The organism is Streptomyces sp. NPDC031466 (genome assembly GCF_055581265.1).
In genome coordinates, this window is the sequence record NZ_JBVIJT010000006.1 from 382,984 (window position 1) to 408,794 (window position 25,811).

Sequence of the window (25,811 nt, forward strand, 5' to 3'; positions counted from 1 at the left end):
GGAGCCGGTGAGCACAGACTTCCAGCAGGCCAGAGAAGCCCTCGGAGTGCGCCTCCGTGAGCTGCGGCTCTCGGCTCCTGGTGGTCGGCTCACCGGCCCCCAGCTCGCCCGGCGGCTCGGCTGGCCCCACTCCAAGATCTACAAGCTGGAGAACGGCAGACAGACCGCGACCGTCGACGACCTGCGCGCCTGGGCCGACGGTACCGGCCGGAGCGACGCCCTCGATGAACTGCGCGCTCGTCTCCAGGGGTTCGAGTCGCGCATCCGATCCTGGCGCCGCCAACTCGCGGCCGGGCACCGGCCCGTGCAGGACGGTTGGCACGTTGAGGTGAACCGGTCCAAGGTCATCCGCGCGTGGGAGGAGGCCGTGATCCCAGGCATGCTCCAGACCGCGGACTACGCCCGCGCCATGTTCCTGCACTACGCACGGCTTCACGACACGGCACGGGACACCGACGAAGCGGTCCGCTCGCGCATGCGGCGCCAGGAGTGGCTTTACGAGAGGGGGCGCCAGTTCCACGCCCTCGTGTGGGAGGCAGCCCTCCACGCCCTGATCTGCCCACCGGACGTGCTCATCAGCCAGCTCGACCGGCTCGCGGGAACGATCGGCATGGACACCGTGCGTCTCGGCGTCATCCCGCTCTCCGCCCCGCTCAAGATCCCGGCTGCCAACGGCTTCTGGGTGCTGGACGAACGGCTCGTCATCGCCGAGGACTGGCACGCGGAGCTGTGGCTCGACGATGACGACAACGTGTCCACCTACCTCCGCGTCTGGCACACGCTCAACGCATCCGCTGTGTACGGGGAAGAAGCACAGGCCGCCATCACCCGCGCCCAGCGGTCCATCCGCCCGCGCTGACGCACGGTTCCGCAGGCCCGGGCCGTCTCGGTCCTCCACGGCCTCGGACTACGCGCCGTGGTCGTCGGCGGGGGCCGCTTCATGGCGCTGCGAGCGATACCCGCTCTCCTAAAGCGGTGCTCATTGGTCCGGGGTTTCCGTTGTGGCCTGCCTGCTGATGCCCTCGTAAGCGTGCCGTTGGGAGAGACTTCTGCAGTGGCTGCTGCCCTGCATGCCGGATGGCAGTGCGTGCGTACTTGGCTGCCCGACGAGCAGCACCGAGGCCTCCGACGTGCGGACGCTGGTCACCACTCGGGCGGTTCACGGTGCTGGCGCCCCCCGAGGCAACCGCAGCGCCAGCCCCGCGCCCGTCGCCACGAAGGCCGCCGTCGCCAGTACCGCCAGCCGGTACGGGGCGGGGTCCGTGAAGGCCACGCCGTGGCCGCCGATCAGGGCCGCGCACGCCGCGATGCCCAGGGCGCCGCCCAGGGTGCGGATGATCTGGAAGAGGCCCATCGCCTGGCCCATGTCGGCGGGGGCGATGGTCTCGAAGCCGGCGATCTGGATCGTCAGGACCGCCGTGCCGAGGACCAGGCCCACCGCGAACATCAGCCCCCGCACCGCCCACGCGTTCTCCGCCACCCCCGGCGCCGCGAGCGCCGCGAAGACGCCGGATGCCAGCAGGAGCGCCGGGGCCGCGAGGCGGCGCGGGCCGAGGCGGGGGAGGAGGCGGTCCACGGCCTGGGACGCCAACATCAGGCCGAGCGCCTCGGGGAAGACGCTCAGCCCGGCGTCCAGCGCCGACGCGCCCAGCGCCGCCTGGTAGAGCAGCGGGAAGACGAACAGCACGCCCATCAGGCCCGCCGCGCTGACCAGCGCCAGCGCCGACGCCGAGCCGTAGACGCGGTCACCGAGCAGGCGCAGGCGCAGGAGCGGTTCCCGTACCCGGAGTTGGTGGATGACCGCGGTGGTCAGCAGGAGCACGCCCAGGACCGCGCTGATCGCCACCGGCGGCCGCGTCCAGCCCTGCGAGGGGCCAAAGCCCAGGGCATAGGTCAGCAGGCCCAGTGCCGGGGTCGCCAGGAGGAAGCCGACGCGGTCGAAGGGGCCCGGCGTGTCTTCCACGTGCTCGCGCAGGCACATCACGCCGAGCAGCACGGCCGCCGTCCCGACCGGCACGTTGACGAAGAACAGCCAGTGCCAGGAGAGGTGTTCGGTCAGGAAGCCGCCGAGGGGCGGGCCCAGCGCCGGCATCAGCGCGGTCGGCACGATCAGGACCTTGGACAGCTTCACGCGTTCCTCGGGCGGGAACGCCCGGAAGAGGAGCGTCATGCCGACCGGCGTGAGCAGCCCGCCCGCCAGGCCCTGCGCGGCCCTCGCCACCACGAGCGTGGTGAGGTTCGGCGCGAGGCCGCACACGGCGGAGGCCGCCGTGAAGGCGGCGAGCGCGCCGAGGAAGACGCGTTTCGTGCCGAGGCGGTCGCCCAGCCAGCCCGCCACCGGCAGCGCGAGGGCCAGGGCGACGAGGAACGCCGTCTCGACCGTGTTCGCCGCCGACACCGGGCGGCCGAAGTCGCCCGCGATGGTGAACAGGGCCGGGTTGACGATCGTCGAGTCCAGGCCGTTCATGCACATCGCGGCCGTGTAGACGAGGACGACGGCGACCTTCGGGCGGATCCGGGGGGTGACCAGCAGGCCGCCGCCGCTCACCGGCTGTTGATCCAGTCCAGTACGTCCTGGCGCGGGCCCGGCCCGTGGGCCGTGGACCAGCCGTCGGGGACGGCGGCGAACAACGGCCACAGCGAGTGCTCGCCGCGGTCGTTGGCCAGGACCAGGAACTCCCCGTCCGCGTCGAAGGGGTTGGCGGGTGCGTCACTCATGATCGCGGGTCTCCAGCTCGGTCAGTCGGTCGGCGACCACGCGGGCGATGCGCGCGATCGGCTCGGGCAGGGTCATGTCCTTGTGCGAGCAGGCGACGTCCGTGTTCGCGATGCGTCCGCTCACGTACGGGGACCACGTCCCGGGCGTGAGGGTCTCGTCGATGGTGTCGACGGTCGCCCGGAAGAACAGCACGTCGCCGTCGAAACGGCGGTGGTCGTAGCCCCGTACGAGGTGGTTCGTGTTGAGGTAGATGTCCCGCAGCGCCTCGAAGGTGGCGGGGGCGAGGGCCGCCAGAGGGCTGCCTTCGCGGCGCAGCACGTCGATGACGTTCCCGGTGGTCAACGCCTTGCCCGCGAGGCTGTCGGGGCCGTGGCCGCCCATGGTGAGCAGCGACTCCAGGGCCTCGGCCTCGTCGGACTCGGGCAGCTCGCGAAAGCCCTCCGCCGGGTAGGCGTCGAGGATCGCGAGCAGCTCCACCTCGTGGCCCAGCTCCTGGAGGTGGGTGGCCATGGCGTGCGCGATGATGCCGCCGGTCGACCAGCCGAGGAGGCGGTAGGGACCGGCCGGCTGCACCTCGCGCAGGCGGGCGACGTAGTGGGCGGCCAGCTCCTCCAGGGTGCGGGGCAGCGGGTCGGCGGCGGTCGCCGCTCCCACGCCCTGTGCCTGGAGGCCGTAGATCGGCACGTCGGCCGGCAGGTGGCGGATCAGGCCCGCGTAGCACCAGCTCAGGCCGCCCGCCGGGTGGACGCAGTGGACGGGGGCGCGGTCGCCGTCGCGGGCGGGGCGCAGGGGGAGCAGGACGTCCAGGGGGTCGGCCTGCTCGCTGCCCGCGTCCAGGAACGTGTCGAGAGCGGCGGGTGTCGGCGACTGGAAGACCGTACTGATGGAGATCTCCGTGCCGAACGCGGCCTGCACGCGGCCCGCGAGCCGCACGGCGAGCAGCGAATGACCGCCCAGCTCGAAGAAGTTGTCGTCGATCCCGACGGGCCCCGCCAGGGCCAGCACCTCCGCGAAGACCGCGCAGAGCTGCTCCTGGCGGGGGGTGCGCGGGGCGCGGCCCGTGCCGATGGCGGTGGGGCGCTCCGGGGCGGGCAGGGCCTTGCGGTCCAGCTTGCCGTTGCTGGTGAGCGGCAGCCGGTCCAGGAGGACGACGGCGGACGGGACCATGTGGACGGGGAGCGCGCCGGCCGCGTGTTCGCGCAGTTCGGTGGGGGTGACGGCGTCGGCCACCGTGTAACCGACCAGGCGCTTGTCGCCGGGCACGTCCTCGCGGACGACGACGGCCGCGTCCCGGACGGCGGGGTGGGCGGCGAGGACGGCCTCGATCTCGCCGAGTTCGATGCGGAACCCGCGGATCTTCACCTGCTGGTCGGCGCGCCCGAAGTACTCCAGGGTGCCGTCGGCGCGGCGGCGCGCGAGGTCGCCCGAGCGGTACATGCGGGCGCCGCGCTCGCCGAACAGGTGCGCGTACGGGTCGGCGACGAAGCGGGTCGCGGTCAGGTCGGGGCGGCCCAGATAGCCGCGGGCCAGGCCCTCACCGGCGACGTACATCTCGCCGGTGACACCGGGCGGGCACGGCTGGAGGCGGTCGTCGAGGACGTAGACGCGCAGGTCGGGGATGTTCACGCCGATGGTGCTGGAGGTGGCGGCGGCGGCCGTCCGCCGGTCGAGGGCGACGTAGGAGACGTGCACGGTCGTCTCGGTGATGCCGTACATGTTGACGAGGGTGGGGCTGTCGTCCGCGTGCCGGTCGTACCACTCGTCCAGCCGCGCCAGTTCGAGCGCCTCGCCGCCGAACACCACGTACCGCAGGGCGAGTTCGCGGCCGTCGCGGGCCTCGCGGTCGGCGGCGGCGAGCTGGTAGAAGGCCGAGGGCGTCTGGTTGAGGACGGTGACCCGCTCCTCGGCGAGCAGCGTGCGGAAGGCGCCCGGGTCGCGGCTGGTCAGGTGCGGTACGACGACGACCTTGCCGCCGTACAGGAGCGCGCCCCACAGCTCCCACACCGAGAAGTCGAAGGCGTACGAGTGGAAGAGCGTCCACACGTCGTTCTCGTCGAAGCGGAACCACTGGTCGGTCGCGGTCAGCAGCCGCGTGACGTTGTGGTGCGTGACGACGACGCCCTTGGGGCGGCCCGTGGAGCCCGAGGTGTAGATGACGTACGCGGGGTCGTCGGGGGTGAGCGGGCGGGTGCGGTCGGCCTGGGCGAGGGGGCCCGCGTCGTACGCGTCCGGGGTGGCGCCGTCGACCGCGATCAGGGGCAGCGCGTGGGCCTCGGCGGGCAGCCGGGGCGCGGTCGCGGTGTCGGTGACGAGGGCGGCGGGCCGGGCGTCGCCGAGCATGTACGCCAGGCGGTCGGCGGGGTAGTCCGGGTCCAGGGGGAGGTAGGCGGCGCCCGAGAGCGCGACCGCGAGCAGGCCCGTGACCAGGTCGGCCGAGCGGGGCAGCGCGAGCGCCACGATGGCGCCGGGGCCGATGCCGCGATCGGCGAGGAGGCGGGCCAGACGGTGGGCGCGGGCGGACAGTTCGGCGTGGGTGAGGGTGTGGCCGGCGTGGGAGACGGCGGTACGGTGCGGGTGCCGGGCGGCGGCCCGCTCGTAGACGTCGGCGAGTGTCGCGGGCGCCTGGGGGCGCGGCTGTACGGCGGGCCGGTTGACGGTCACCAGGGCGTGGTGGTGCTCCTCGGCGCCGAGCAGGGGGAGCAGGCCGAGGGGGGTGTCGGGGGTGCGGGCGGCCGCCGCGAGGAGGCGGGCCAGGCGGCCGGTGAGGGCCTCGGCGGTGGCGCGGTCGAACAGGTCGGTGCGGAATTCGAGGAAGCCGCCGATGCCGCCCCCGTCCGGCAGCTCGCCGGCGTTCAGGGTCAGGTCGAACTTGGCGGTGCCGGAGGGGACGGCGGTCAGGCGGGCCGTCGTGCCGGGGCCGAGCGCGAACGGCCCGTCCGGGATCGACTGCCAGGCCAGCATCACCTGGAAGAGGGGGTGACGGGCCAGGGAGCGGGGCGGGTTCAGCTCCTCGACGAGCTGGTCGAAGGGGAGCGTGTCGTGCTCGTACGCGGCGAGCGTCGTCCCGCGTACGCGGTCCAGGAGCACCCGGAAGGCGGGGTCGCCGGAGGTGTCCGCGCGCAGCACCACGGTGTTGGTGAAGAAGCCGACGAGGTCGGCGCTGGCGTCGTCGTCGCGCCCGGCGACGGGGGTGCCGAGCGGGATGTCGGTGCCGCAGCCGTGCCGGGTGAGCAGCGCGGCGAGCCCGGCCTGGACGGTCATGAAGACGGTGGTGCCGGTGGCGGCCGCGAGCTGCTTGAGCGCGCGGTGCGTCGCGGGGTCCAGGGCGAAGGGGACGGTGTCGCCCTCGGACGACGCGACGGGTGGGCGCGGCCGGTCGGTGGGCAGCTCCAGTTGGTCGGGCAGGCCCGCGAGAGCCTCCTTCCAGTACGCGAGATGGGTCCGCGCCAGGCCGTCCGCGAGGAGTTTCTGCTGGTGGGCGGCGTGGTCGGCGTACTGGAAGGGGAGCGGGGCGAAGCTGGGGGCGCGGCCCGCCACGCGCGCCGTGTAGGCGGTCGCGAGGTCGCGGGCGAGCGGGGTGGTGGAGGCGCCGTCGCCCGCTATGTGGTGCAGGAGCAGCAGGAGGGTGTGGCGGACGGGGCTGTCCGGGTCGGTGAACAAGGTGGCGCGCAGCGGGGGTTCGGCGGCCAGGTCGAAGCAGTGCCGGACGGCCTCGGGCACGGCGCCCGGGGTGAGCGGCGCGCGGTGCAGGGCCGGCTGGGCCAGGGGATGGCCGGGGGCGAGGATCCGCTGGTGGGGGCGGTCGGCGGGGGCGGAGTCGGCGCCACGGCCCGAGGCGTTGTCAGCGGTGGGATAGAGCGTTCTGAGTGTCTCGTGGCGGGCGCTCAGGTCGTGCAGGGCGAGCAGCAGCGCGCTGTCGTCGACGGGGCCGTCCAGGGTGAGGACGAGCGGGATGTTGTACGTGGGGCTGGGGCCTTCGAGGCGGTGCAGGAACCACAGGCGCTGCTGGGCCGGGGACAGGGGGAGGGCGTCGGTGCGGGGAACGGGGACGAGCGGGGCCGCCGCCCCGGGGGCGGGAGCGGACGAGGCGCGCACAAGTACGGCCAGGGCGGCGGGAGTCGGCGCCTTGAAGATGTCGGCGATACCGACCGTGGCGGCGAACCGCTCGCGGATCCGGGCGGCCAGGCGCCCCGCGAGCAGCGAGTGACCGCCGAGGTCGAAGAACCCCGCGTCGGGTGAGGGCCACCCCGAGTCCAGGCCGAGGACGTCCGCGAAGAGGTCGCAGAGCGCCTGGGTGTGCGGGTCGCCGGCGTCACCGGCGGGGCCGCCCGGGGGCGCCGGCTCGGGGTCGGGCAGGGCGCGGTGGTCCAGCTTGTCGTTGGCGGTGCGCGGCAGCTCGGCGAGGAGCGTCACGGTCGCCGGGACCATGTGCGCGGGGAGGGTCTCGGCGAGGTGGGCGCGGAGTTCGTCCGGGGTGACGGCCGCTGTCGGGACGGCGTAGGCGAGGAGCCGCTTGCCGTGCGGGGTGTCCCGGGCGATGACGGCGGCCCGGGCGAGCGCCGGATGGGCGGCGAGCCGCGCCTGGATCTCGCCGAGTTCGATGCGGAACCCGCGGATCTTCACCTGGTCGTCGCCGCGCCCGAGGAACTCCAGGGTGCCGTCCGCGCGGCGCCGCACGAGGTCGCCGGTGCGGTACATGCGGCCGCCGGGGTCGCCGTGCGCCGCGCCGAACGGGTCGGCGACGAAGCGTTCGGCGGTCAGGTCGGGGCGCCCGAGATAGCCGCGGGCCAGACACGCCCCGGCGACGTACAGCTCACCGGTGACGCCGGGCGGCGTCGGGCGCAGGCAGGAGTCGAGGACGTACACGCGCGAGCCGCGCACGGGGTGCCCGGTGGTGGTGCCGTCGGGGCCGGGCAGCCAGTAGTAGGCGTCGACGGTCGTCTCGGTCGGCCCGTACAGGTTGATCGGGCGCGAGCCGGGCGTGGCCGCGAGGCGCTCCCACAGCGGGGCGGGGACGGTCTCGCCGCCCACGACCACGACGGCGGGACGGTGCCTGCCCTCGTCCAGGAGGCCCTCGGCGACGAGCGCCTCGGCGTAGGACGGGGTGACGTCGAGGTAGTCGACGCGGTGCGCGTCGACGTACGCGGCGAGCGCCGACGGATCGCGGTAGGCGGCGTCGTCCAGGAGGTGCAGTTCGTGGCCGTGGACCATCCACAGCACCGGGTCCCACGACGCGTCGAAGGCGAACGAGGCGCTGTGCGCGACCCGCAGGCGCTCCCGGCCCGCGCGCCGCACGGCGGGCGCGATGTGGTCGGTGCCGTGCCCGGCGAGGAGGTTGGCGAGCGAGGCGTGGGTGACGACGACGCCCTTGGGGCGGCCCGTGGAACCGGAGGTGTGAATGATGTAGGCGGGATCGGCGGGTCGCGGGGAGGCGGCCGGGGCGTCGGGGGGCAGCGCGGCGAGCGCGGCGGCGGTGTCCGGGGCGTCGAGCGCCAGCACGGGCAGGCCGTGGCCGGGGAGGGCGGCGAGGGTCGCCCGGGTGCCGATGACGTACGCGGGCCGGGCGTCGGCCAGCACGTCCAGCGTCCGGGCGGGCGGATGGCCGAGGTCCAGCGGCTGGCAGACGCCGCGCGCCTTCAGGACGGCCAGCAGCGCCACGACCGTGTCGGTGCTGCGGGGCAGGGCGAGGGCGACGGGCGTGCCCGGGGCCACGTCGGCGGCCAGGCGGTGGGCGAGACGGTTCGCGGCCGCGTCCAGCGCGCCGAAGGTCAGGGCGGCGCCGCCGCTGCGCACGGCCACCGCGTCGGGGGTGCGGGCGGCCTGCGCGGCGAACACCTCGGGGAGCGTGCGTTCCGCGGGCGGCTCGGCGCGTCCGGCGGTGGCCGCGCGGACCTCGTCGGGGGTGAGGAGGTCGAGGGTGCCGATGGGGCGGTGCGGGTCGGCGAGGAGCAGGCCGGCGAGGGCGTCCAGATAGGTGGCCAACGTACGTCCGTGACCGGCGAGTTCGGCGTCCTCGTACCGTGTCGCGGCGGCGTCCAGGGTGAGGCGAAGGGTGCCGTCGGCGCGGGGGGCGGCGCCGATCGCGAGGTCCTCGACGGGGCCCGCGGCGAGGTTGTGGACGGTGCCGGGCAGGCCCGCGAAGTCCAGGTCGGTCTCGAACGGCTTGATGTTGACCATGGGCCCGGTCAGCGGCTCGCCCGCCGTGCCGAGACCGAGGTCGCGGCGCAGGCCGGCCTGCGGGTAGCGCTGGTGGCGGCGGACCGCGCGGAGCTCCAGGACGACGCGGCGCAGCAGTTCGGCGCCCGTGTCGCGGGGCCGCACGGCGACGCGCAGCGGCAGGACGTTGACGGTCATCGCCGGGGTGCGCAGCGCGGCGGGGCCGCGGCGGTTGGTCAGCGGCAGGCCCAGCACGATGTCCTCGGCGCCGGTGACGCGGTGCAGATGCCCGGCGGTGGCGGCGATGACCAGCTCGGCCCAGGTGGCCTTCACGGCCTGCGCGGCACGGCTGATCCGCTCGAAGGAACCCTCGGGCAGGTCCAGGGCGCGGCGGCGCGGCGGGCCGGCGGCGCCGGCGCGGGCGGCGAGGGTGGCGGGGCCGGTGTGCCCGGCGGTCCGCTCGGCCCAGAAGGCGCGGTCGGCGGCGTACTGCTCGCCGTCCAGATAACGCCGCTCCTCCTCGACCAGGTCGGCCAGCGGGGCGAACCGGCGCTCGGGCAGCTCCTGTCGCCCGGCCGCGAGGGCGGTGTACAGCTCGGCCACGCGGTCGCCGATGAGCTGAAGGGCGTAGGCGTCGACGGCGAAGTGGTGGACGCGCTGGTACCACCAGTGACGGTCGTCGGCGAGACGGATCAGTGCCTGGGTGACGAGGCCGCCATCGGCGGCGGAACCGCCCGTGAGGTCCACCGGTCTCGCGAGGTCGGCCCGCGTCCAGGCCTCGGCGGCGCCCTCCGGGTCGGCCTCGCCGCGCAGGTCCAGGTGGTGCAGGCGGGGACGCGCCGTTCGGGGCGCGACCTCCTGCCAGGGCGTGCCGTCCGTGTCCTCGCCCGCCCACAGCGACAGCGTCTCGGCCTCGGCCGTGGTGCGCGCCAGCGCGTCCTCGAACAGGGCGGTGTCCAGCGGGCCTTTGATCTCGACGCGGTCCGCGGTGTGGTACGCGGTGCTGCGCGGGTCCAGCTGCTGCGCGTAGAAGATGCCGGCCTGCGCGCTGAGCAGGGGAAGGCGGTCGGGGCGCTGATGCATGTGTGTGAGGACTCCCGTGAACCTGGACCTGGACCCGAACCTGGAGGTGTCTGACCCGAACCTGGACGTGCGTGACCGAACCTGGGTGTGAACCCGCGACCGGGCCCACCCATGTCAACTTAGGTAAGCCTAAGCTATCTTGCTCGCCATGGAGAAGACGACCGCCCCCACGGACCTCACGACCGCCCCGCGCGACCGCGTGACAGCCGGCGCCGAAACGGCCGGCGCCGAGCCGACCGCCGACTTCAAGACAACCGACGCCGAACCGGCCGACCTCAAGGCGGCCCTGCGCGAGGAGGTCGAGACCCACCGCGCCGCCCTCCTCGCCCTCAGCGCCCGCATCCACGCGCACCCCGAGACGGCCTTCGAGGAGCACCGCGCGGCCGCCTGGTGCGCCGAACTCCTCGGCGAGCACGGCTTCGAGGTGACCGCGCCCGCCTTCGGCCTCGACACCGCGGTGAGCGCCACGATCGGCTCCGGGCCCGTCACGGTCGCCCTCGCCTGCGAGTACGACGCCCTGCCCGGCCTCGGCCACGCCTGCGGCCACAACCTGATCGCCGCCGCGGGGCTCGGCGCGGCCCTCGCCCTGGCCCCGTACGCCGACGAACTCGGCCTGACCGTACGGGTGCTCGGGACGCCGGCCGAGGAGCGCGGCGCCGGCAAGGCGCTGCTCATCGACGCGGGCGCCTTCGACGGCGTGGACGCGGCGATGATGGTCCACCCCTGCCCGTTCGAGATGGCCGATTTCCGCTCGTTCGCGCTCGGCACGCTCTCGGTGACGTACACAGGCAGGTCCGCGCACCCGAGCCTCAACCCGCACGAGGGCCGCAACGCCGCCGACGCCCTGACCGTCGCGCAGGTCGCGCTCGGCCTGCTGCGCCAGCATCTGCCGCCCCAGTGGCGGGTGCACGGCATCACGACCGCGGCGGGCACGGCGCCGAACGCGATACCGGACCGCGCCACCGCCTCGTACGAGATCCGCGCCCTGGCCGCCGAGGACCTGCGCGAACTGCGCGAACGCGTCGAGGACTGCTTCCGCGCCGGAGCGCTCGCCACCGGCTGCGAGGTCACCCTGGAGCGCCCCGAGCCCGACTACCTCGACTTCCGGGGGGACCCGGAGCTGATCGCCCTGTGGCAGGCGAACGCCCGGGCCCTCGGCCGGGCCGAACCCGTCGAGCGCGAGCCCTTCGCCTGCACGGACATGGGCAACGTCTCGCACCTCGTGCCGTCCATCCACCCCGTCCTGGACATCAGCGGCGGCGCCTGCGGGCCGCACGAACCGGAGTTCGCGGCGGCCGCCGTCTCCCCGGCCGCCGAGCGGGCGCTGCTGGACGGCGCGCTCGGCATGGCGTGGACGGCGGCCGACTTCGCGCACGCGCGACGGGCGCGGGCCGCTTCTTCGTGAGCGGGCTACTTCTTCGTGAGCGCCTCGCTGATGTCGCGCATGACCTCGTCGGCGGCCAGCGGGCCGCCGCGGGTCGACCACACGGAGCCGTCCACGGTCACGACGTGCTTCTTCTCGACCGCGCCGAGGTCCTTGTAGGCGGGCTTCTTCTGGACGTCCTTCAGGGCCTTCTCGCCGTCCGAGGTCAGCGTGGAGAGGAACAGCCAGTCGCCGTCGATCTCGTTGATCTTCTCCAGGCTCAGCGAGGGGGTGTGCGCGTTGCCGTCCTTGTTCTGGTTCTTGGGCCGCTTCAGGCCCATTTCCAGGGCGACGCCGCTGGCGAACTGCTTGTTCTCCATCCAGCTCGGGCCGTCCGGGTTCCAGCGCACGATCGACACCTCGGCGCCCCTGTTGGCGCCGAGCTTCTTCCCCGCGGCCCTGGCGGCGCTCTCGTGGGCGGAGATGACCTTGTTGGCCTTGGGGAGTTCGTTCACGGCGTTGCCGATGCCCCGCAGGGTCAGCTTCCAGTCGTCGGTGGGCGCCATGGTCACGACGGTCGCGGGCGTGATCTCGCGCAGCTGCTTGAGGACCTGCTCGTCCTGCATGTCACCGGCGAGGATCAGGTCGGGCTTGGCCGCGACGACCTTGTCCATGACGGGCTGGAGGAGGTTGCCGACCACGTCGATGCCCTCGACCTTGTCGGCGAGGTAGGCCGGCGGCTTGTCCAGGCCCTGGCCGTTGGTGATGCCGACCGGCTTCACGCCGAGCGCGAGCACCGCGTCCAGGTCCTCCTGCGTCAGCGTCACCACGCGCTCGGGGTGGGCGGGGACCTTCACCGCCTTGCCGGTCGCGTCCTTGATGGTGCGGGTGGCGGAGGAGCCGGAATCGCCCTTGGCGGAGGAGTCCTTGTCGGAGCCGTCGTCCGAGCCGCAGCCCGTCAGGAGCAGCGCCGCCGCGCCGAGCACCGCGACCGACCGGGTCGCGCTTCGGGAGACGAGGGAGAAGGGGCGGCGGGGGACGGTCATCAACAGCTCCGGGATCAAGAGGACATGATGAAGTGGTCGTCAACGACCACCCTTTTAGCTAAGGTTAGCCTTACCTTAGGTCAACTTGGCAAGGGGTGAGCCCCTCGCACCCGGAAAGGCACGCCCCGTGGAACTCCGCGTCGAGCAGCTCACCGCCGGCTACGGCGGCACGCACACCGCCGTCGACGGCGTGGACCTCACGGTCGAATCCGGCCGGGTGGTGGCCATCGTCGGCCCCAACGGCTGCGGCAAGTCGACGCTCCTGCGCTGCATGGCACGGCTCCACCAGCCCGTCTCCGGACGCGTCTTCGCGGGTGACGCCGACATCTGGCGGCTCAAGCAGCGCGAGACGGCCCACCGCGTGGCCCTCCTGCCGCAGTCGCCGCAGGCGCCCGAGGCGGTCACGGTCGCGGGCCTCGTGCGGTACGGACGCCACCCCCACCAGGGGCTGTTCCGCCAGTGGTCCGCCGAGGACGAGCGCGCCGTGACCCGGGCGCTGGAGGCCACCGGCACGGCGGAACTCGCCGAACGGCGCCTCGACCAGCTGTCCGGCGGGCAGCGCCAGCGGTGCTGGCTCGCCATGGCGCTGGCCCAGGAAACCCCCGTGGTCCTGCTCGACGAGCCGACCAGCGCGCTCGACATCGGCCACGCGGTGGAGGTCCTCGACCTGGTCAGGCAGGTCGCGGCGGAGGGCAGGACCATCGTGATGGTCGTCCACGACCTCGCCGCGGCGGCGCGGTACGCGGATGTCGTCGTCGCCATGCTGGCCGGGCGGATCGTGGCGACGGGCCCGCCGCGCGAGGTGGTCGACGCGGACCTCGTCAAGACGCTCTACGGCATCGATGCGGAGATCCTGCGCTCGGCGGCGGACGGCTCCCCGGTCGTGGTCCCCGCGGTCCGCCCCACTGCCCCCCGAAGCTGACCCCACCCCGCGCCCCCGTCCTGAGGCGGCGCGTTTTCCGGTGCGGCGGTAGCGGCATGTGCTACGGTGCGAGCAGTACGTGTGTACGCCCCGGTTCGTCTCAGGGCGCCCGTACTCCTCTCCCAGCTCCCCTTCTCGGGGTCTTCCAGGCCGATCGGGCCTTCTCCCACACTGCTCACTCGGCAGTTCCCGGCATGCGCCGCACGGATCACCCGATGGATGGATCACCTGTCGTACGGAGCACCCGTCGTACGGGGCGTGGTCATCGCCGCCCCGCAGGGCCCCCTCATTGCCCGTCCGCGAAAGGACCACTCACATGACCGCCACCGCGACCGCACCGGCCTCACGCGCCGCGTCCCCCACCACCGCGCCCGTCACCTGCACCGGCGTCCTCGACATCGCCCGGGACGGCCGCGGGTTCCTGCGCGGCAAGGGATGCCTGCCGGCCTCCGACGACGTGCAGGTCCCCGCCCCCCTCGTCCAGCGCCTCGGACTGCGCACCGGCGACTTCGTCGAGGGCGAGTGCGCCGGGCGGGCCCGCACCCTCACCGGCGTGCACCGCGTCGGCGGACACCGGCCCGAAGCCCTGCGCGGGCGGCCCCGCTTCGGGGAACTGACGCCGCTGCACCCCCGCGAGCGGCTCCGCCTGGAGTCCGCGGGCGGCGGCGTCACCGGACGCCTCGTCGACCTCGTCGCCCCCGTGGGCAAGGGGCAGCGCGGCCTGATCGTGGCGCCCCCGAAGACCGGCAAGACCATCCTGCTCCAGCAGATCGCCGCGGCGGTCGCGGAGAACCACCCCGACTGCCACCTCATGGTCGTCCTGCTGGACGAGCGGCCCGAGGAGGTCACCGACATGCTGCGGTCGGTCCGCGGCGAGGTGTACTCCTCGACGTTCGACCGCCCCGCCAAGCAGCACATCGCGCTCGCCGAGCTGGCTGTGGAGCGCGCCAAGCGCCTGGTCGAGCAGGGCCGGGACGTCGTCATGCTCTTCGACTCGCTGACGCGGCTGTGCCGGGCGTACAACAACGCCGCCTCCAGTGGCGGCAAGACCCTCAGCGGCGGCGTCGACGCCACCGCGATTCAGGGGCCCAAGCGGCTCTTCGGCGCCGCGCGGCTCGCCGAGGAGGGCGGCTCCCTGACGATGCTCGCCACCGTCCTCGTGGACACCGGCTCACGCGCCGACGACTACTACTTCGAGGAGCTGAAGGGCACCGGCAACATGGAGCTGCGCCTCGACCGCGTCATCGCCGACCGGCGCCTCTTCCCCGCCGTCGACATCACCCCCTCCGGCACCCGCAGGGAGGAACTGCTCCTGACGGACGACGAGTTGACCGCCGTACGCGGGCTGCGGCGGGCCCTGGTCGGCAGGGACAGCCACGCCTCTCTGGAGACGGTGATCGAGCGCATGAAGAAGACCCCGGGCAACGCCGCGTTCCTGCGGCAGGTGCAGCAGACCGTGCCGGGGGCGGGCAGTGCCAACGCCCAGGCGGGGAACGGCGCTACGGCCGCGTGACGTGCACGCGGTAGTCACCGCCGTCCGTCACGTCCGCCACCGTCACCCGCACCCCCGACCGGCGGTCGGTGAAGGTCTCGCCGGGGGCGTAGGGCGCGTCGGAGAGTTCCGCGTGGACGTTGGGCCGACGGGTGCAACCGCCGCTGTCCGCCGCCGAGTCGGCGACCGTGACCGGGCCGTGGCCGGTGTCGACGTCCGCGTCCACCCGGTAGACGAGCACGCCCGGCTTGCAGACCGCCTCGTCGTTGCCGCCCTGGGTACGGGCCTCTATCGCGTACCCCGTCTTCTCGGTCAGCGGGACGAACGCGAGCTTCGTGCCGCCGGAACGGGCCAGCGGCGTCAGGACGTGCTCGGTGGTGCCGGTCCTGGCCGCGCAGCCGATCTGGTCGTCGTCGAGCCAGCCCAGCTTCCACTTGTGCCAGGCGAGCAGGTCGTTGTTGGCGCCCCAGTCCTCGCTCATGATGTCCCAGTGGCCGGCCGCGCCGCCGCCCTCCTGCGTGTAGAGGTCGGGCAGGCCGAAGACGTGGCCGTTCTCGTGCGGCAGCACCCGGTAGCCCGTCTCCTGGTAGCTGCCCGAGCCGTCGTCCTGCCGGCTGTAGACGAAGGACGCGTTGGAGACCGGCACGCCGTCGGCGACCGGCGCCTCGTGATTGCCCGCGAAGGTCACCGACAGGACCGTGTCCAGCGCGGAGGGCCCGGCGTTCGGGGTGACGAGGACGTTCACGAGGTCGTACGTACGAAAGTCCACGTCCGGGTCGGCGGCGGCCACGATGTCCTCCACCAGCTCCCGGTAGCCCGGGTCGAAGGGGGCGCCGCGCTCTATCCCGTACTCCGCGAACGGCTTGGGCATCCGCAGCCAGTCGGGCACGGGGGATTCGGGGCGGTAGTCGAGGCGACCGTAGGAGCTGGTGCGAAACCACTGCGAGGTCTGCGGGAAGAACTCCGCGAGCCGGTCCATGGCGCTGCCCTGGCCGGGCGCGTCGGAGAAGTCGACCATGAGGTTCAGGGCGCGGACGGTGCCGGTGGAGCGCGAGTAGCCGGGTGAGGTGGGCATGCCCTCCGACATCTGGACGCCCATCGTGCCGCTGATCATGCAGGGGCCGAGCGTGGCCCCGCGGGCCATCGACACCGGGCCCGCCGCGCTGGGCGAGTCCTCCATCAGCCGTCCGGTGCTCGCCGAGGTGGTGACCGCGAGGGCGAGTGCCGTGACCGATGCGAGGGCCACACCGCGACGGGCGGGGCCTATCCGGCGCCAGATCGGCTGCTGCATGCGTGGGCCTTCCACCTAGCGGCAGCCGCCGGTCCTGGCTGCACCCTGTCCGATCACCCTGTGCCGGGGGGTGCGCGGGCGCGCGCTGGGTGCGACCGATCGTGGGTATTCCGCCGATCCCCCGTGGGTATTTCCGGCGCATCAGGTGTGACGCGGGACACAGCGGTTCAGGGCCGGTGCGGGAAATATCCGGGGACTGTCTCCCCGTTTAGACCTGTGTCCGCGCGAAACGGGGAGTCGTTCCCCGCATCGCACCGGGCGCAGGACATCGACCGCCATCGCCGTCCGGCGACAGCCGTCGATCGCCACCAGGATCGTCACCGCAAGAGTCAGCAGAGGAGCACGCCGTGGACACCGCCACCGCCCCGCAGCGCCGAGCGTCCCGCCCGCGGGCCGACGCCCTGCGCAACCGGGAGCGGATCGTCGCCGCCGCACGCGAGATGCTCGTGGAGTACGGATCCGACGTACCCCTCGACGAGATCGCGCGCCGTGCGGGCGTCGGCAACGCCACGCTCTACCGCCACTTCGCCGACCGCGCCGAACTGATCCGCCAGGTCGTGCTCTACGTGACCGGCCGCGTCGCCGCCCACGCCGAACAGGGCATCGCCACGGCCGACGCCGACCAGGGCGCCGCCTTCACGGCCCTGCGCACCTTCGTCCACGCCGCGGCCGACGAACGGATCGGCGCCCTGTGCCCGATGCTGTCGGCCGCCTTCGACCACGACCACCCCGACCTGCTGGACGCCCGCGATCACCTGGAGCGGTCGATCGAGGGCCTCGTGGAGCGGGCCCGCGCGGCCGGGCAGCTGCGCACCGACATCGCCGTCGGTGACCTCATGGTCGCCCTCTCCCAGCTCGGCCGGCCGCTGCCCGGCACGGCCTGCCCGAACATGGACCGCTTCGTCCACCGCCATCTCCAGCTGTTCCTCGACGGCCTGATGGCACCCGCCCGCTCCGAACTCCCGGGGGAGGCGGCGACTTTGGAGGACCTCCGCAGGCGCTGACCCCGCCGTGCGGCGAATCCGGCCCAGGGCCGAGTCCGCCGCCTTTTTCCCACATCGTTGTTCACACTTTCGTACCGCTAGGTGGCACACCCATGTCTGCAGCAGATCCGAGACGCTGGAAAGCCCTCGTCTTCATCGCCCTCGCACAGCTGATGGTCGTCCTCGACGCGACCATCGTGAACATCGCGCTGCCCTCCGCCCAGCAGGACCTCGGCATATCCGACGGCAACCGCCAGTGGGTCATCACGGCCTACGCGCTCGCCTTCGGCGGTCTGCTGCTCTTCGGCGGCCGCATCGCCGACCTGTGGGGCCGCAAGCGCACCTTCGTGACCGGCCTCATCGGCTTCGCCGCGGCCTCCGCGCTCGGCGGCGCCGCGACCGGCGAGGCCATGATGCTGGGCGCCCGCGCCCTCCAGGGCGTGTTCGGCGCGCTGCTCGCGCCCGCCGCCCTCTCGCTGCTCGCGGTGATGTTCACCGACGCCAAGGAGCGCGCCAAGGCCTTCGGCATCTACGGCGCGATCGCCGGTGGCGGCGGCGCCGTCGGCCTGATCCTCGGCGGCTTCCTCACCGAGTACCTGAACTGGCGCTGGACGTTCTTCGTCAACATCCCCTTCGCGGTGATCGCCGCCCTCGGCGCGTACTTCGTCATCCGCGAGCCGGCCGGCACCCGCAACCGCTCGCCGCTGGATGTCCCGGGCGTGGTCCTGTCCACCCTCGGTCTGGTCGCGCTCGTCTACGGCTTCACCCGCGCCGAGTCCGACGGCTGGTCGGACTCCGTGACGGTCGGCATGTTCGTGGCGTCGGCGGTACTGCTCGCCGCGTTCGTCCTCACCGAGGCCAAGGTCAAGTCCCCGCTGCTGCCGCTGCGCGTGCTGACCGAGCGCAACCGCGGTGGCGTCTACCTCTCGCTCGGCCTCGCCATCATCGCGATGTTCGGCCTGTTCCTGTTCCTCACGTACTACCTGCAGATCGTCAAGGGCTACTCGCCGGTCAAGACCGGCTTCGCCTTCCTGCCGATGATCGTCGGCATGATCGTGGGCTCCACGCAGCTCGGCGCCCGCCTGATGACCCGCGTCCCGCCGCGGCTGCTGATGGCCCCGGGCTTCCTGCTCGCCGCGCTCGGCATGCTGCTCCTGACCCAGCTGGAGATCGGCACCTCGTACGCCGGTCTGATCCTGCCCGCGCAGCTGATGCTGGGCCTCGGCATGGGCACGGCGTTCATGCCCGCCATGTCGCTGTCCACGCACGGCGTCGAGCCCCGTGACGCCGGTGTCGCCTCCGCGATGGTCAACACCTCGCAGCAGGTCGGCGGCGCCATCGGCACGGCCCTGCTGAACACCATCGCCGCCTCCGCGACCTCCGCGTACCTCGCGGACCACGTGGCCGGCGGCGCCGACCTGAAGCTCGTCAAGGCGCAGGCCATGGTCGAGGGCTACACCAGTGCCATCTGGTGGGCGGTCGGCATCCTGGCGGTCGCCGCGCTGATCGCGGCGACGTTCATCAACACCGGCCACCAGGGCGGCCCCGCGGCCTCCGGTGACGCGGTGGAGGGCACCGAGGACGAGCTGAAGATCCCGGTGATGGCCCACTGACCCGGCCCGCTCACCCGGGCAGGGTCTCCTAGCGGAGCCAGGGGAGGTCGGCCCCCGCCTCCTTCGGCTGAAGTCCCTCGGCGACGATCGTCATGATCTCGCCGAGGGACTTCTGCTGTTCCGGGGTGAGCCGGTCGAACAGTGCCTGGCGTACGGCGGCGACATGGCCGGGGGCGGTCCTGCGCAGCACCTCGAACCCCGCGTCGGTGAGGATCGCGAGCTGGCCCCGCTTGTCGGAGGGGCAGTCCTCGCGACGCACCCAGCCGCTCTTCTCCAGGCGCGCGACCGCGTGCGAGAGCCGGGACCGGGTGATCTTCATCGTCTTGGCCAGCTCGGTCATCCGCAGCCGACGCCGGGGGGCGTCGGACAACTGGACCAATAGCCCGTAGTACATGTGCGGCATGCCCGCGTCGCGCTGGAGCTGACGGTCGAGGAAGTCGTCGAGGAGGGTGCTCGCCTGGAGGTAGGACCGCCAAACGCGCTGTTCGTCGCTGTCCAGCCAGCGCGGTCCGCCGTCCGGGGGAGGGGTGGGTGCCATGTCCATGTACTCCACTGTACGAGGCCCTTCCTTGAACTTTGAACAAACCGCGCGTACCGTCGACCGCGAAGCTTGAGAGTTCAAGTAGATGCCTCGGTCGGCCGGAGGTCCCCGCCACGGCCCCGCAGACCCGCCACGCAGCCCGGAGGTGCGCGATGACCCGCATGCCCGCCCTGTACCTCAGCCACGGCGCGCCACCGCTCGCCGACGACCCCGTGTGGCCCGCCGAACTGGCCGCCTGGTCCGCCGGCCTGCCCCGGCCCCGGGCGGTCCTCATGGTCTCCGCCCACTGGGAAGAGGCCCCCCTGGCCCTCGGCGCCACCGCGACCGCGCCGCTCGTGTACGACTTCTGGGGCTTCCCCGAGCGCTACTACCAGGTGACGTACGCCGCCCCGGGCGCCCCCGCCCTCGCGGACTCCGTGCGCAAACTGCTGCGCGCCCCCGGCGTACCCGTGCAGGACGTGCCGGACCGGGGCCTCGACCACGGCGCGTACGTGCCGCTGGTGGAGATGTACCCCGACGCCGACATCCCTGTGCTCCAGATCTCCCTGCCGACCCTGGAACCGCGCCGCCTCATGGACCTCGGCCGCAGGCTCGCGCCGCTGCGCGACGAGGGCGTCCTGATCGTCGGCAGCGGTTTCTTCACGCACAACCTGGCCGCGCTGCGGCAGGACGGCGTCCCCTCCTGGTCCGCCGAGTTCGACGCCTGGGGGAAGGAGGCCCTGGCGGCGGGCGACGTGGACGCGCTCCTCGACTTCGGCCACGCGTCCCCCGCCGGGCACCTCGCCCACCCCCGCACCGAGCACTTCGCCCCGCTCTTCGTGACCCTCGGCGCCGCCGACGCCACCGGCGACCTCACCGGTCAGCGCAGTGTCATCGAGGGGTTCTGGATGGGGCTGGCGAAGCGGTCGGTGCAGTTCGGCTAGCGCGGGCCCCACGACAGGACAGCCGCCGGGCTACCCGAGCGGCTCACCCAGCTCGACCGCCCGCAGCGCCGAGGCCAGCGCCCGCTCGTCGCCGACGTCGAGCGCCGTGTCCGTGAACTTGATGACGTGCTCGTCGCCGTGTGCCAGCGCCAGCTCGACCACCTCCGCCGCGGCGCGGGAGCCCCGCGGCTCGTACGCGACCGGCGCGTCCGGCGCGTACATGGCGGTGACCGCCGCCGACGCCGTCCAGGCGGCGCGCAGACTCGGCACCCACAGCGCGCGAGGGAGCGCGGGCAGGGCGCGCAGCACGGCGTTGGGGGCCGTCGCCGCGTGGACGAGCATCACCTCGTCGCCGTGGCCGTGCGTGGCGTACCGGTGCGTGGCCGCCCGCACCAGCTCGGCCAGCGCCCGCCGCGCCTCCTCGGGGTCGGCCACCGAGGCGGCCCACACCGGCAGCCCGCGCACCCGGGCGAGCCGGTCGGGGAAGCCGCCCGCCGCCCGGTCCGCGACGGGGGGCACCGCCTCCAGGGCCTCGGCGGCGCTCACGGCGCCCGGCAGCGGGGCCACGCCGGTCACCGGGCGGTGCCGGGCGGCCCAGTAGCCGAGGCCGTGCGCGAGTTCGGCCAGGCGGGGCGCGGTCTCGCCCCCCGCCAGGGCCCGCACGGCGTGGCCCACCCGGATCACGGGGTGCGTCGAGCCCCCGTACATCCCTGGCAGCAGCACGGGCCACCACTCGGCGAGCACGTCACGCCAGGGCCGCGCGGCGATCTCCCGGCGGAAGTGGGCGATCCAGTCGGCCGCCCGGCGCGGATCGCCGAGGGCGGTGTGCCGGTCCGCGTCGGTGATCGGCGCGACGGGGGCGGGCAGGTCCTCCAGCTTCGGGGCGTAGCGATCGAGCCAGCGGTGGACCGCCCCCGCCTGCCCGCGCGCGGCGAGCGCCTCGACGGCCATCGGCGCGTGGTTGGTGAGCCGCCCCAGCCGCTCGGGCCCGAAGCCGTGCAGCCGTTCGAAGGCCTCGTCGAGGATTCCTGTGGGGTCGGTCGTGCCGGGAGTGCTGTCGCTCATGCGGGGACGGTAGGCCCCCGACCGGGCGGCCCGTAACGGCCCGGGGACCTAGACCTGGTCCTGTCCCGGCCCTAGGTCCGGCGGCCGAGGAGGGCCGAGGGGACGCTCGTACCAGGCGACGTCCCAGTACCGCCCGAACTTCCTGCCCACTTCCTCGTACGTGCCCACGTGCCGGAAGCCGAAGCACTCGTGCAGGCGGACCGAGGCCGGGTTCGGCAGGGCGATCCCGGCATAGGCGCGGTGCAGGTCCTCGCGCTCCAGGGCCGCGAAGAGCGCCGTGTAGAGGAGGGTGCCGATGCCGCGGCCCGCGGCGTGCGGCGCGCAGTAGACGCTGACCTCCACGGAGGTGGCGTAGGCGGGCTTCGGGCGCAACGGGCCGCTGGTCGCGTAGCCGAGCAGTCGGCCGGGGCGTGCGTCGGAACGCGTTTCCTGGGCAACCAGAAGACGGTGAGGGCCGTCTTTGGGGTGGGAGAGCAGCCAAGGGCGGCGCTGTTCCGGCAGGAAGGCGACGGTGTCGAAGGTGATGGCCGTCTCACGTACGTAGTGGTTGTAGAGGTCGGTGAGGGCTTCGAGATCGCTCTCGACCCCCGGCCTGACCTGCGCCCGCGCACGTTCTGTCATCGACTGCCCTCCCCGTGTGGCGCGACAGGGTACTGCACCGTCAGGAAAAAAGAAGCGCCGCATGGGAATTCTGTCCGGATTCCAGTCGTTGTTTCCATCGGATGCAGGGCACTCGAGGGTGTGCCATCCACCACACAGGCCCCAGCGGGGCCGACACACAGCAGGCCCCGGCAAAAGGGCCGACCAGGACACCACACGCAAGGGAGCACGCATGGCAACCCGTGCCGTCGCCCGTCGCAAGTCCGCCTCCGGCGAGACCGACGCGGCACGCAGTGTTCGCGCCGTAGGCGGGGAGATCGCCGACCGCGACCTGGTCGGCATGTACCTCGACGAGATCGCGCGTACGCCACTGCTCGACGCCGCCAAGGAAGTGGAGCTGTCCCAGATCATCGAAGCGGGTGTGTACGCCCGCAAGATCCTGGACGGCGAGGTCGAGGACAGCAAGGTCACCGCGGGCCGCGAGGAGCTGGCAGCCCTCGTCGCCGACGGCGAGCGGGCCAAGGACGTCTTCATCCGGTCGAACCTGCGCCTGGTGGTCGCGGTCGCCCGCCGCTATCCGCGCAGCGGCCTGCCCCTCCTCGACCTGATCCAGGAGGGGAACGCGGGCCTGGTGCGCGCCGTCGAGAAGTTCGACTACGCCAAGGGTTTCAAGTTCTCCACGTACGCCACGTGGTGGATCCGCCAGGCCATCACACGCTCGATAGCCGACCAGTCGCGCACCATCCGCCTCCCCGTCCACCTGGTGGAGGAGCTGGGCCGCATCCGCCGCGTGCAGCGCGAGTTCAACCGCGAGCACGGCCGCGATCCGGAGCCCGCGGAGATCGCCGCCGAGCTGTCCTCGACGCCCGAGCGCGTCATCGACGTCCTGGACTGGGCCCGCGACCCGGTTTCGCTGAACATGGGCGTGGACGACCAGGGCGACACCCAGTTCGGCGACCTCCTGGAGGACACCTCCGCCGTCTCGCCCGAGCAGTCCGTCCTGTCACTGCTGCGCAGCGAGGAGCTGGACGGCCTGATCGGCCGCCTCGACCAGCGCACGGCCTCCATCATCAAGATGCGGTACGGCATCGACGACGGCCGCGAGCGGACGCTGACGGAGGTCGGCAAGGAGCACGGGCTCACCCGCGAGCGGATCCGCCAGATCGAGAAGCACGCCCTGCTGGAACTGAAGAAGCTGGCGCGGGACACGGGCTTCGACGCGGTCGCCTAGCGGGCCGGCGCGGAGCCCGCGTGGCCCCGACTCCGTGGGCCGAGGTGCGCGACCGGCTAGGCAGGGCGGGCCGGGCCCCCGTCGGGATCCGGGGTGGCCGCCCGGGTCAGCCGGCTGCCCATCTCCCGGAGGCAGTCGATCAGCTCCGGCGGCCCGTGGGCCGTGAAGTCGCAGTCGGTCACCGCCAGGCGCACCGCGAGCCACTCGACGGAGTCCGTCGCCCTGCCGCGCAGTCGGCAGTGGCCCGCGTCCAGCGGCTCGACCGCACCGAGCGTCGACGGCAGCCTGGCCGCCACGAACTCCGCGGGCGCGGCGAACGTCACGTCGATCTCGTACGCCTCCTGCCCCCGCCACACCGACTGGCGGATGAACTCCGCGGCATCCCCCTTCGGCAGCTCCCTGGGCACGAACCGCGCCCCCGTGGGGAACGGCTCCGCGATCCGGTCGACCCGGAAGGTGCGCCAGTCCTCCCGGTCGATGTCGTACGCCACGAGATACCAGCGCCGCCCGGTCGAGACCAGGCGGTAGGGCTCCGTCAGGCGCCGCGACTCGGTGCCGTCCCCCGCGCGGTAGGCGAACCGCAGGCGCTCGTGGCCGGCCGTGGCCGACGCCATCACCGTCAGCGTCTCCGGCGCGATGCTCGCCCCGTCCCCGCCGGTCAGCGGCATCGTCGCGATCTGCAGCGCCGACACCCGGTGGCGCAGCCGCGCCGGCAGGACCTGCTCCAGCTTGGCGAGCGCCCGCACGGACGCCTCCTCCACGCCCTCCACCGCGTGCCCCGCCCCGGCCCGCAGCCCCACCGCGATGGCCACCGCCTCCTCGTCGTCGAGGACCAGCGGCGGCATGGCCTTGCCCGCGACCAACCGGTACCCGCCGAGGGCGCCCTGGGTCGCCTGCACCGGATAGCCGAGGTCCCGCAGCCGGTCCACGTCGCGCCGCACCGTGCGCCGGCTCACCCCGAGCCGCTCGGAGAGCTCGCTGCCGGGCCACTCGCGGGGCGTCTGGAGCAGCGAAAGCAGTTGCAGCAGCCGGATGGGCGTCTGGGCGCCCGTCGCCCCCGTCACGCGCCGGCCACTCGGGGCAGCGGCGCGGTCCTCGTCGGACCTTCGGTCGTCGTCATGGCATCCAGCATGCCGTGGATATAGGAACTGTTATGACCTACATGCCTTCTAGCCTTCCGGCATGAGTTCTTCCCCCAGCACCCTGCCCGAAGCCCGGCCGGCGGCGGACCGGCGCCGGTGGCTCGCCCTGGCCATCGTGATGACCGCCGCCTTCATGGACCTCGTGGACGTCACCATCGTCAACATCGCGATCCCGTCGATCCAGCGGGACCAGGGCGCCACCTACAGCCAGATCCAGTGGATCACCGCCGGTTACGCGCTCGCGTTCGCCGCCGGACTCATCACGGGCGGACGGCTCGGCGACATCCACGGCCGCAAGCGGCTCTTCCTGATAGGCATCACCGGCTTCACCGTGGCCTCCGCGCTGTGCGGGCTCGCCGCCAACCCGGAGATGCTGGTCGCCTCCCGCATCCTCCAGGGCGCTATGGCCTCGCTGATGGTGCCGCAGGTGCTGTCCATCGTGCACGCGACGTTCCCCGCGCACGAGCGCGGGAAGGTCTTCGGGCTCTTCGGCATGATCGTCGGCCTCGGCGCGGTCTCCGGACCGCTGCTCGGCGCGCTGCTCACGGAGTGGAACCTCTTCGGCCTGGAGTGGCGGCCGATCTTCCTCATCAACCTGCCGGTCGGTATCGCGGGCGTCGTCCTCGGCCGGAAGTTCATCACCGAGTCCAAGGCCCCGAGGGCCCTCAAGCTCGACCTCGTCGGCGTCGTCCTGGTCACCCTCGGCATGCTGATGCTGATCTACCCCCTCACCCGCGGCCGCGAGCTGGGCTGGCCGACGTGGGGGTACGTCATGATGGCCGGCTCCCTCGTCGTCTTCGGCGCGCTGGTCGCGTACGAGCGGTGGAAGACCGCCAAGGACGGCTCGCCGCTCGTGGAGCTGTCGCTGTTCAAGGTGAAGAGCTTCGCCGCCGGCATCGCCGTGCAGACCGTCTTCGGCGTCGTGATGGGCATCTTCTTCCTCGTCTGGACCCTGTACATGCAGCTCGGGCTCGGCTGGACCCCGCTGCGCTCGGGTCTGACGGGCGTGCCGTTCTCGATCGCCGTCTCGGCGGCGGCCGGCATGTCGGTGCAGAAGCTGGTGCCCCGCTTCGGCCGCAAGGTGCTCCAGGCGGGCGCCCTGACCATGGCCGCGGGCCTGCTCGTCTACATCTGGGAGGTGGACCGGTACGGCACCGGCATCGCGCCCTGGCAGATGGCGCTGCCCCTGGTCGTGATGGGTGTCGGCATGGGGCTCATCGTGGCGCCGCTGACGGACGCGGTCCTGTCCGACGTGCCGCGCGAGCACGCGGGTTCGGCCTCCGGGCTCATCAACACCGTGCAGCAGATGGGCACCGCGCTCGGCCTCGGCCTGGTGTCGGTCGTCTTCTTCGGCGTGATCGACGAGGAGGTCGCGCCGTACCGGCTCCCCGCGGAGTTCGAGGCCGGCTTCCAGAACGCGCTGTGGTGGGCGGCGGGCGTGCTCGTGGTCATCTTCCTGCTCATGTTCGCGCTCCCGGCGAAGCCCAAGCAGCACGTGGAGGGCGACGCCCCCGTCGCGCCGGAGCCCGAGCCGTCCGAGCGCGAGGCCGCGCTGAGCCACTGACACCGAGGTGCGGCCCTCTCCCGGGGCGGACCCTGCGCCGTGCGACCCCCGTGCCCCTCAGGGGCGCGGGGGTCCAC

At 73.2% G+C, this 25,811-nt stretch carries 18 protein-coding genes; 9 read left to right on the forward strand and 9 right to left on the reverse strand.

Features of this window, described 5'->3' with window-relative positions; genetic code table 11:
* Positions 1 to 7 precede the first annotated feature (7 nt).
* Positions 8 to 859, forward strand: a complete 852-nt coding sequence (locus ACZ5GP_RS16990; protein WP_468751588.1) for a helix-turn-helix domain-containing protein — start codon at positions 8 to 10, stop codon at positions 857 to 859.
* 300 nt (positions 860 to 1,159) lie between these two features.
* Here the strand turns inward: ACZ5GP_RS16990 and ACZ5GP_RS16995 are convergent, their stop codons facing one another.
* From ACZ5GP_RS16995 to ACZ5GP_RS17005, 3 genes are read right to left on the reverse strand one after another with little or no spacing between them, the layout of a single operon-like run.
* The gene (locus tag ACZ5GP_RS16995) at positions 1,160 to 2,548 is read right to left on the reverse strand and encodes a DHA2 family efflux MFS transporter permease subunit (protein WP_468751589.1); all 1,389 of its coding nucleotides are present in this window, start codon (positions 2,546 to 2,548) and stop codon (positions 1,160 to 1,162) included.
* The gene (locus tag ACZ5GP_RS17000; RefSeq protein WP_468751590.1) at positions 2,545 to 2,718 is read right to left on the reverse strand and encodes an MbtH family protein; all 174 of its coding nucleotides are present in this window, start codon (positions 2,716 to 2,718) and stop codon (positions 2,545 to 2,547) included. Before ACZ5GP_RS17000 ends, ACZ5GP_RS16995 begins: the two co-directional genes overlap by 4 nt.
* Positions 2,711 to 9,958, reverse strand: a complete 7,248-nt coding sequence (locus ACZ5GP_RS17005) for an amino acid adenylation domain-containing protein (protein ID WP_468751591.1) — start codon at positions 9,956 to 9,958, stop codon at positions 2,711 to 2,713. Before ACZ5GP_RS17005 ends, ACZ5GP_RS17000 begins: the two co-directional genes overlap by 8 nt.
* Before the next feature lie 148 nt (positions 9,959 to 10,106).
* Between ACZ5GP_RS17005 and ACZ5GP_RS17010 the strand changes: the two genes are divergently transcribed.
* The gene (locus tag ACZ5GP_RS17010; RefSeq protein WP_468751592.1) at positions 10,107 to 11,363 is read left to right on the forward strand and encodes a M20 family metallopeptidase; all 1,257 of its coding nucleotides are present in this window, start codon (positions 10,107 to 10,109) and stop codon (positions 11,361 to 11,363) included.
* A gap of 5 nt (positions 11,364 to 11,368) precedes the next feature.
* Here the strand turns inward: ACZ5GP_RS17010 and ACZ5GP_RS17015 are convergent, their stop codons facing one another.
* On the reverse strand, positions 11,369 to 12,367 hold the full coding sequence (locus ACZ5GP_RS17015; protein WP_468751779.1) for an ABC transporter substrate-binding protein: 999 nt from the start codon (positions 12,365 to 12,367) through the stop codon (positions 11,369 to 11,371).
* A 127-nt stretch (positions 12,368 to 12,494) separates the two neighbouring features.
* Between ACZ5GP_RS17015 and ACZ5GP_RS17020 the strand changes: the two genes are divergently transcribed.
* The gene (locus ACZ5GP_RS17020) at positions 12,495 to 13,289 is read left to right on the forward strand and encodes an ABC transporter ATP-binding protein (RefSeq protein WP_468751593.1); all 795 of its coding nucleotides are present in this window, start codon (positions 12,495 to 12,497) and stop codon (positions 13,287 to 13,289) included.
* A gap of 316 nt (positions 13,290 to 13,605) precedes the next feature.
* The gene (gene rho, locus ACZ5GP_RS17025; protein WP_468751594.1) at positions 13,606 to 14,802 is read left to right on the forward strand and encodes a transcription termination factor Rho; all 1,197 of its coding nucleotides are present in this window, start codon (positions 13,606 to 13,608) and stop codon (positions 14,800 to 14,802) included.
* Here the strand turns inward: rho and ACZ5GP_RS17030 are convergent.
* On the reverse strand, positions 14,789 to 16,072 hold the full coding sequence (locus ACZ5GP_RS17030; protein WP_468751595.1) for a M6 family metalloprotease domain-containing protein: 1,284 nt from the start codon (positions 16,070 to 16,072) through the stop codon (positions 14,789 to 14,791). The two genes, rho and ACZ5GP_RS17030, sit on opposite strands and share 14 nt — an antisense overlap.
* A gap of 347 nt (positions 16,073 to 16,419) precedes the next feature.
* Here ACZ5GP_RS17030 and ACZ5GP_RS17035 point away from each other — a divergent pair, with 347 nt between their 5' ends.
* Both ACZ5GP_RS17035 and ACZ5GP_RS17040 read left to right on the forward strand, forming a co-directional pair.
* Positions 16,420 to 17,076: a TetR/AcrR family transcriptional regulator gene (locus ACZ5GP_RS17035; RefSeq protein WP_468751596.1), complete on the forward strand. Its 657-nt coding sequence runs from the start codon at positions 16,420 to 16,422 to the stop codon at positions 17,074 to 17,076.
* 92 nt (positions 17,077 to 17,168) lie between these two features.
* Positions 17,169 to 18,668 carry an MFS transporter gene (locus ACZ5GP_RS17040; protein WP_468751597.1) on the forward strand — a complete coding sequence of 500 codons (1,500 nt, stop codon included), beginning with the start codon at positions 17,169 to 17,171 and terminating at the stop codon, positions 18,666 to 18,668.
* Positions 18,669 to 18,696: 28 nt separating this feature from the next.
* Here the strand turns inward: ACZ5GP_RS17040 and ACZ5GP_RS17045 are convergent, their stop codons facing one another.
* Positions 18,697 to 19,212: a MarR family winged helix-turn-helix transcriptional regulator gene (locus ACZ5GP_RS17045; RefSeq protein WP_468751598.1), complete on the reverse strand. Its 516-nt coding sequence runs from the start codon at positions 19,210 to 19,212 to the stop codon at positions 18,697 to 18,699.
* A gap of 158 nt (positions 19,213 to 19,370) precedes the next feature.
* On the opposite strand from ACZ5GP_RS17045, the gene ACZ5GP_RS17050 reads away from it, so the two are divergent.
* Complete coding sequence (locus ACZ5GP_RS17050) at positions 19,371 to 20,132, forward strand: dioxygenase family protein (RefSeq protein ID WP_468751780.1); 762 nt, start codon at positions 19,371 to 19,373, stop codon at positions 20,130 to 20,132.
* A 30-nt stretch (positions 20,133 to 20,162) separates the two neighbouring features.
* Here the strand turns inward: ACZ5GP_RS17050 and ACZ5GP_RS17055 are convergent, their stop codons facing one another.
* Both ACZ5GP_RS17055 and ACZ5GP_RS17060 read right to left on the reverse strand, forming a co-directional pair.
* Complete coding sequence (locus ACZ5GP_RS17055) at positions 20,163 to 21,197, reverse strand: questin oxidase family protein (RefSeq protein WP_468751599.1); 1,035 nt, start codon at positions 21,195 to 21,197, stop codon at positions 20,163 to 20,165.
* A 48-nt stretch (positions 21,198 to 21,245) separates the two neighbouring features.
* A complete protein-coding gene (locus ACZ5GP_RS17060; protein WP_468751600.1) occupies positions 21,246 to 21,818 on the reverse strand; it encodes a GNAT family N-acetyltransferase in 573 nt (190 codons plus the stop codon).
* A gap of 211 nt (positions 21,819 to 22,029) precedes the next feature.
* Between ACZ5GP_RS17060 and ACZ5GP_RS17065 the strand changes: the two genes are divergently transcribed.
* Entirely contained in the window at positions 22,030 to 23,028 is a 999-nt protein-coding gene (locus tag ACZ5GP_RS17065; RefSeq protein WP_468751601.1) for a sigma-70 family RNA polymerase sigma factor, read from the forward strand.
* Positions 23,029 to 23,084: 56 nt separating this feature from the next.
* On the opposite strand, the gene ACZ5GP_RS17070 is transcribed toward ACZ5GP_RS17065, so the two are convergent.
* A complete protein-coding gene (locus ACZ5GP_RS17070; protein WP_468751602.1) occupies positions 23,085 to 24,092 on the reverse strand; it encodes a helix-turn-helix transcriptional regulator in 1,008 nt (335 codons plus the stop codon).
* Between the two features lie 118 nt (positions 24,093 to 24,210).
* Here ACZ5GP_RS17070 and ACZ5GP_RS17075 point away from each other — a divergent pair, with 118 nt between their 5' ends.
* Positions 24,211 to 25,734, forward strand: a complete 1,524-nt coding sequence (locus ACZ5GP_RS17075; protein WP_468751603.1) for an MFS transporter — start codon at positions 24,211 to 24,213, stop codon at positions 25,732 to 25,734.
* The last annotated feature ends 77 nt before the right edge of the window (positions 25,735 to 25,811 follow it).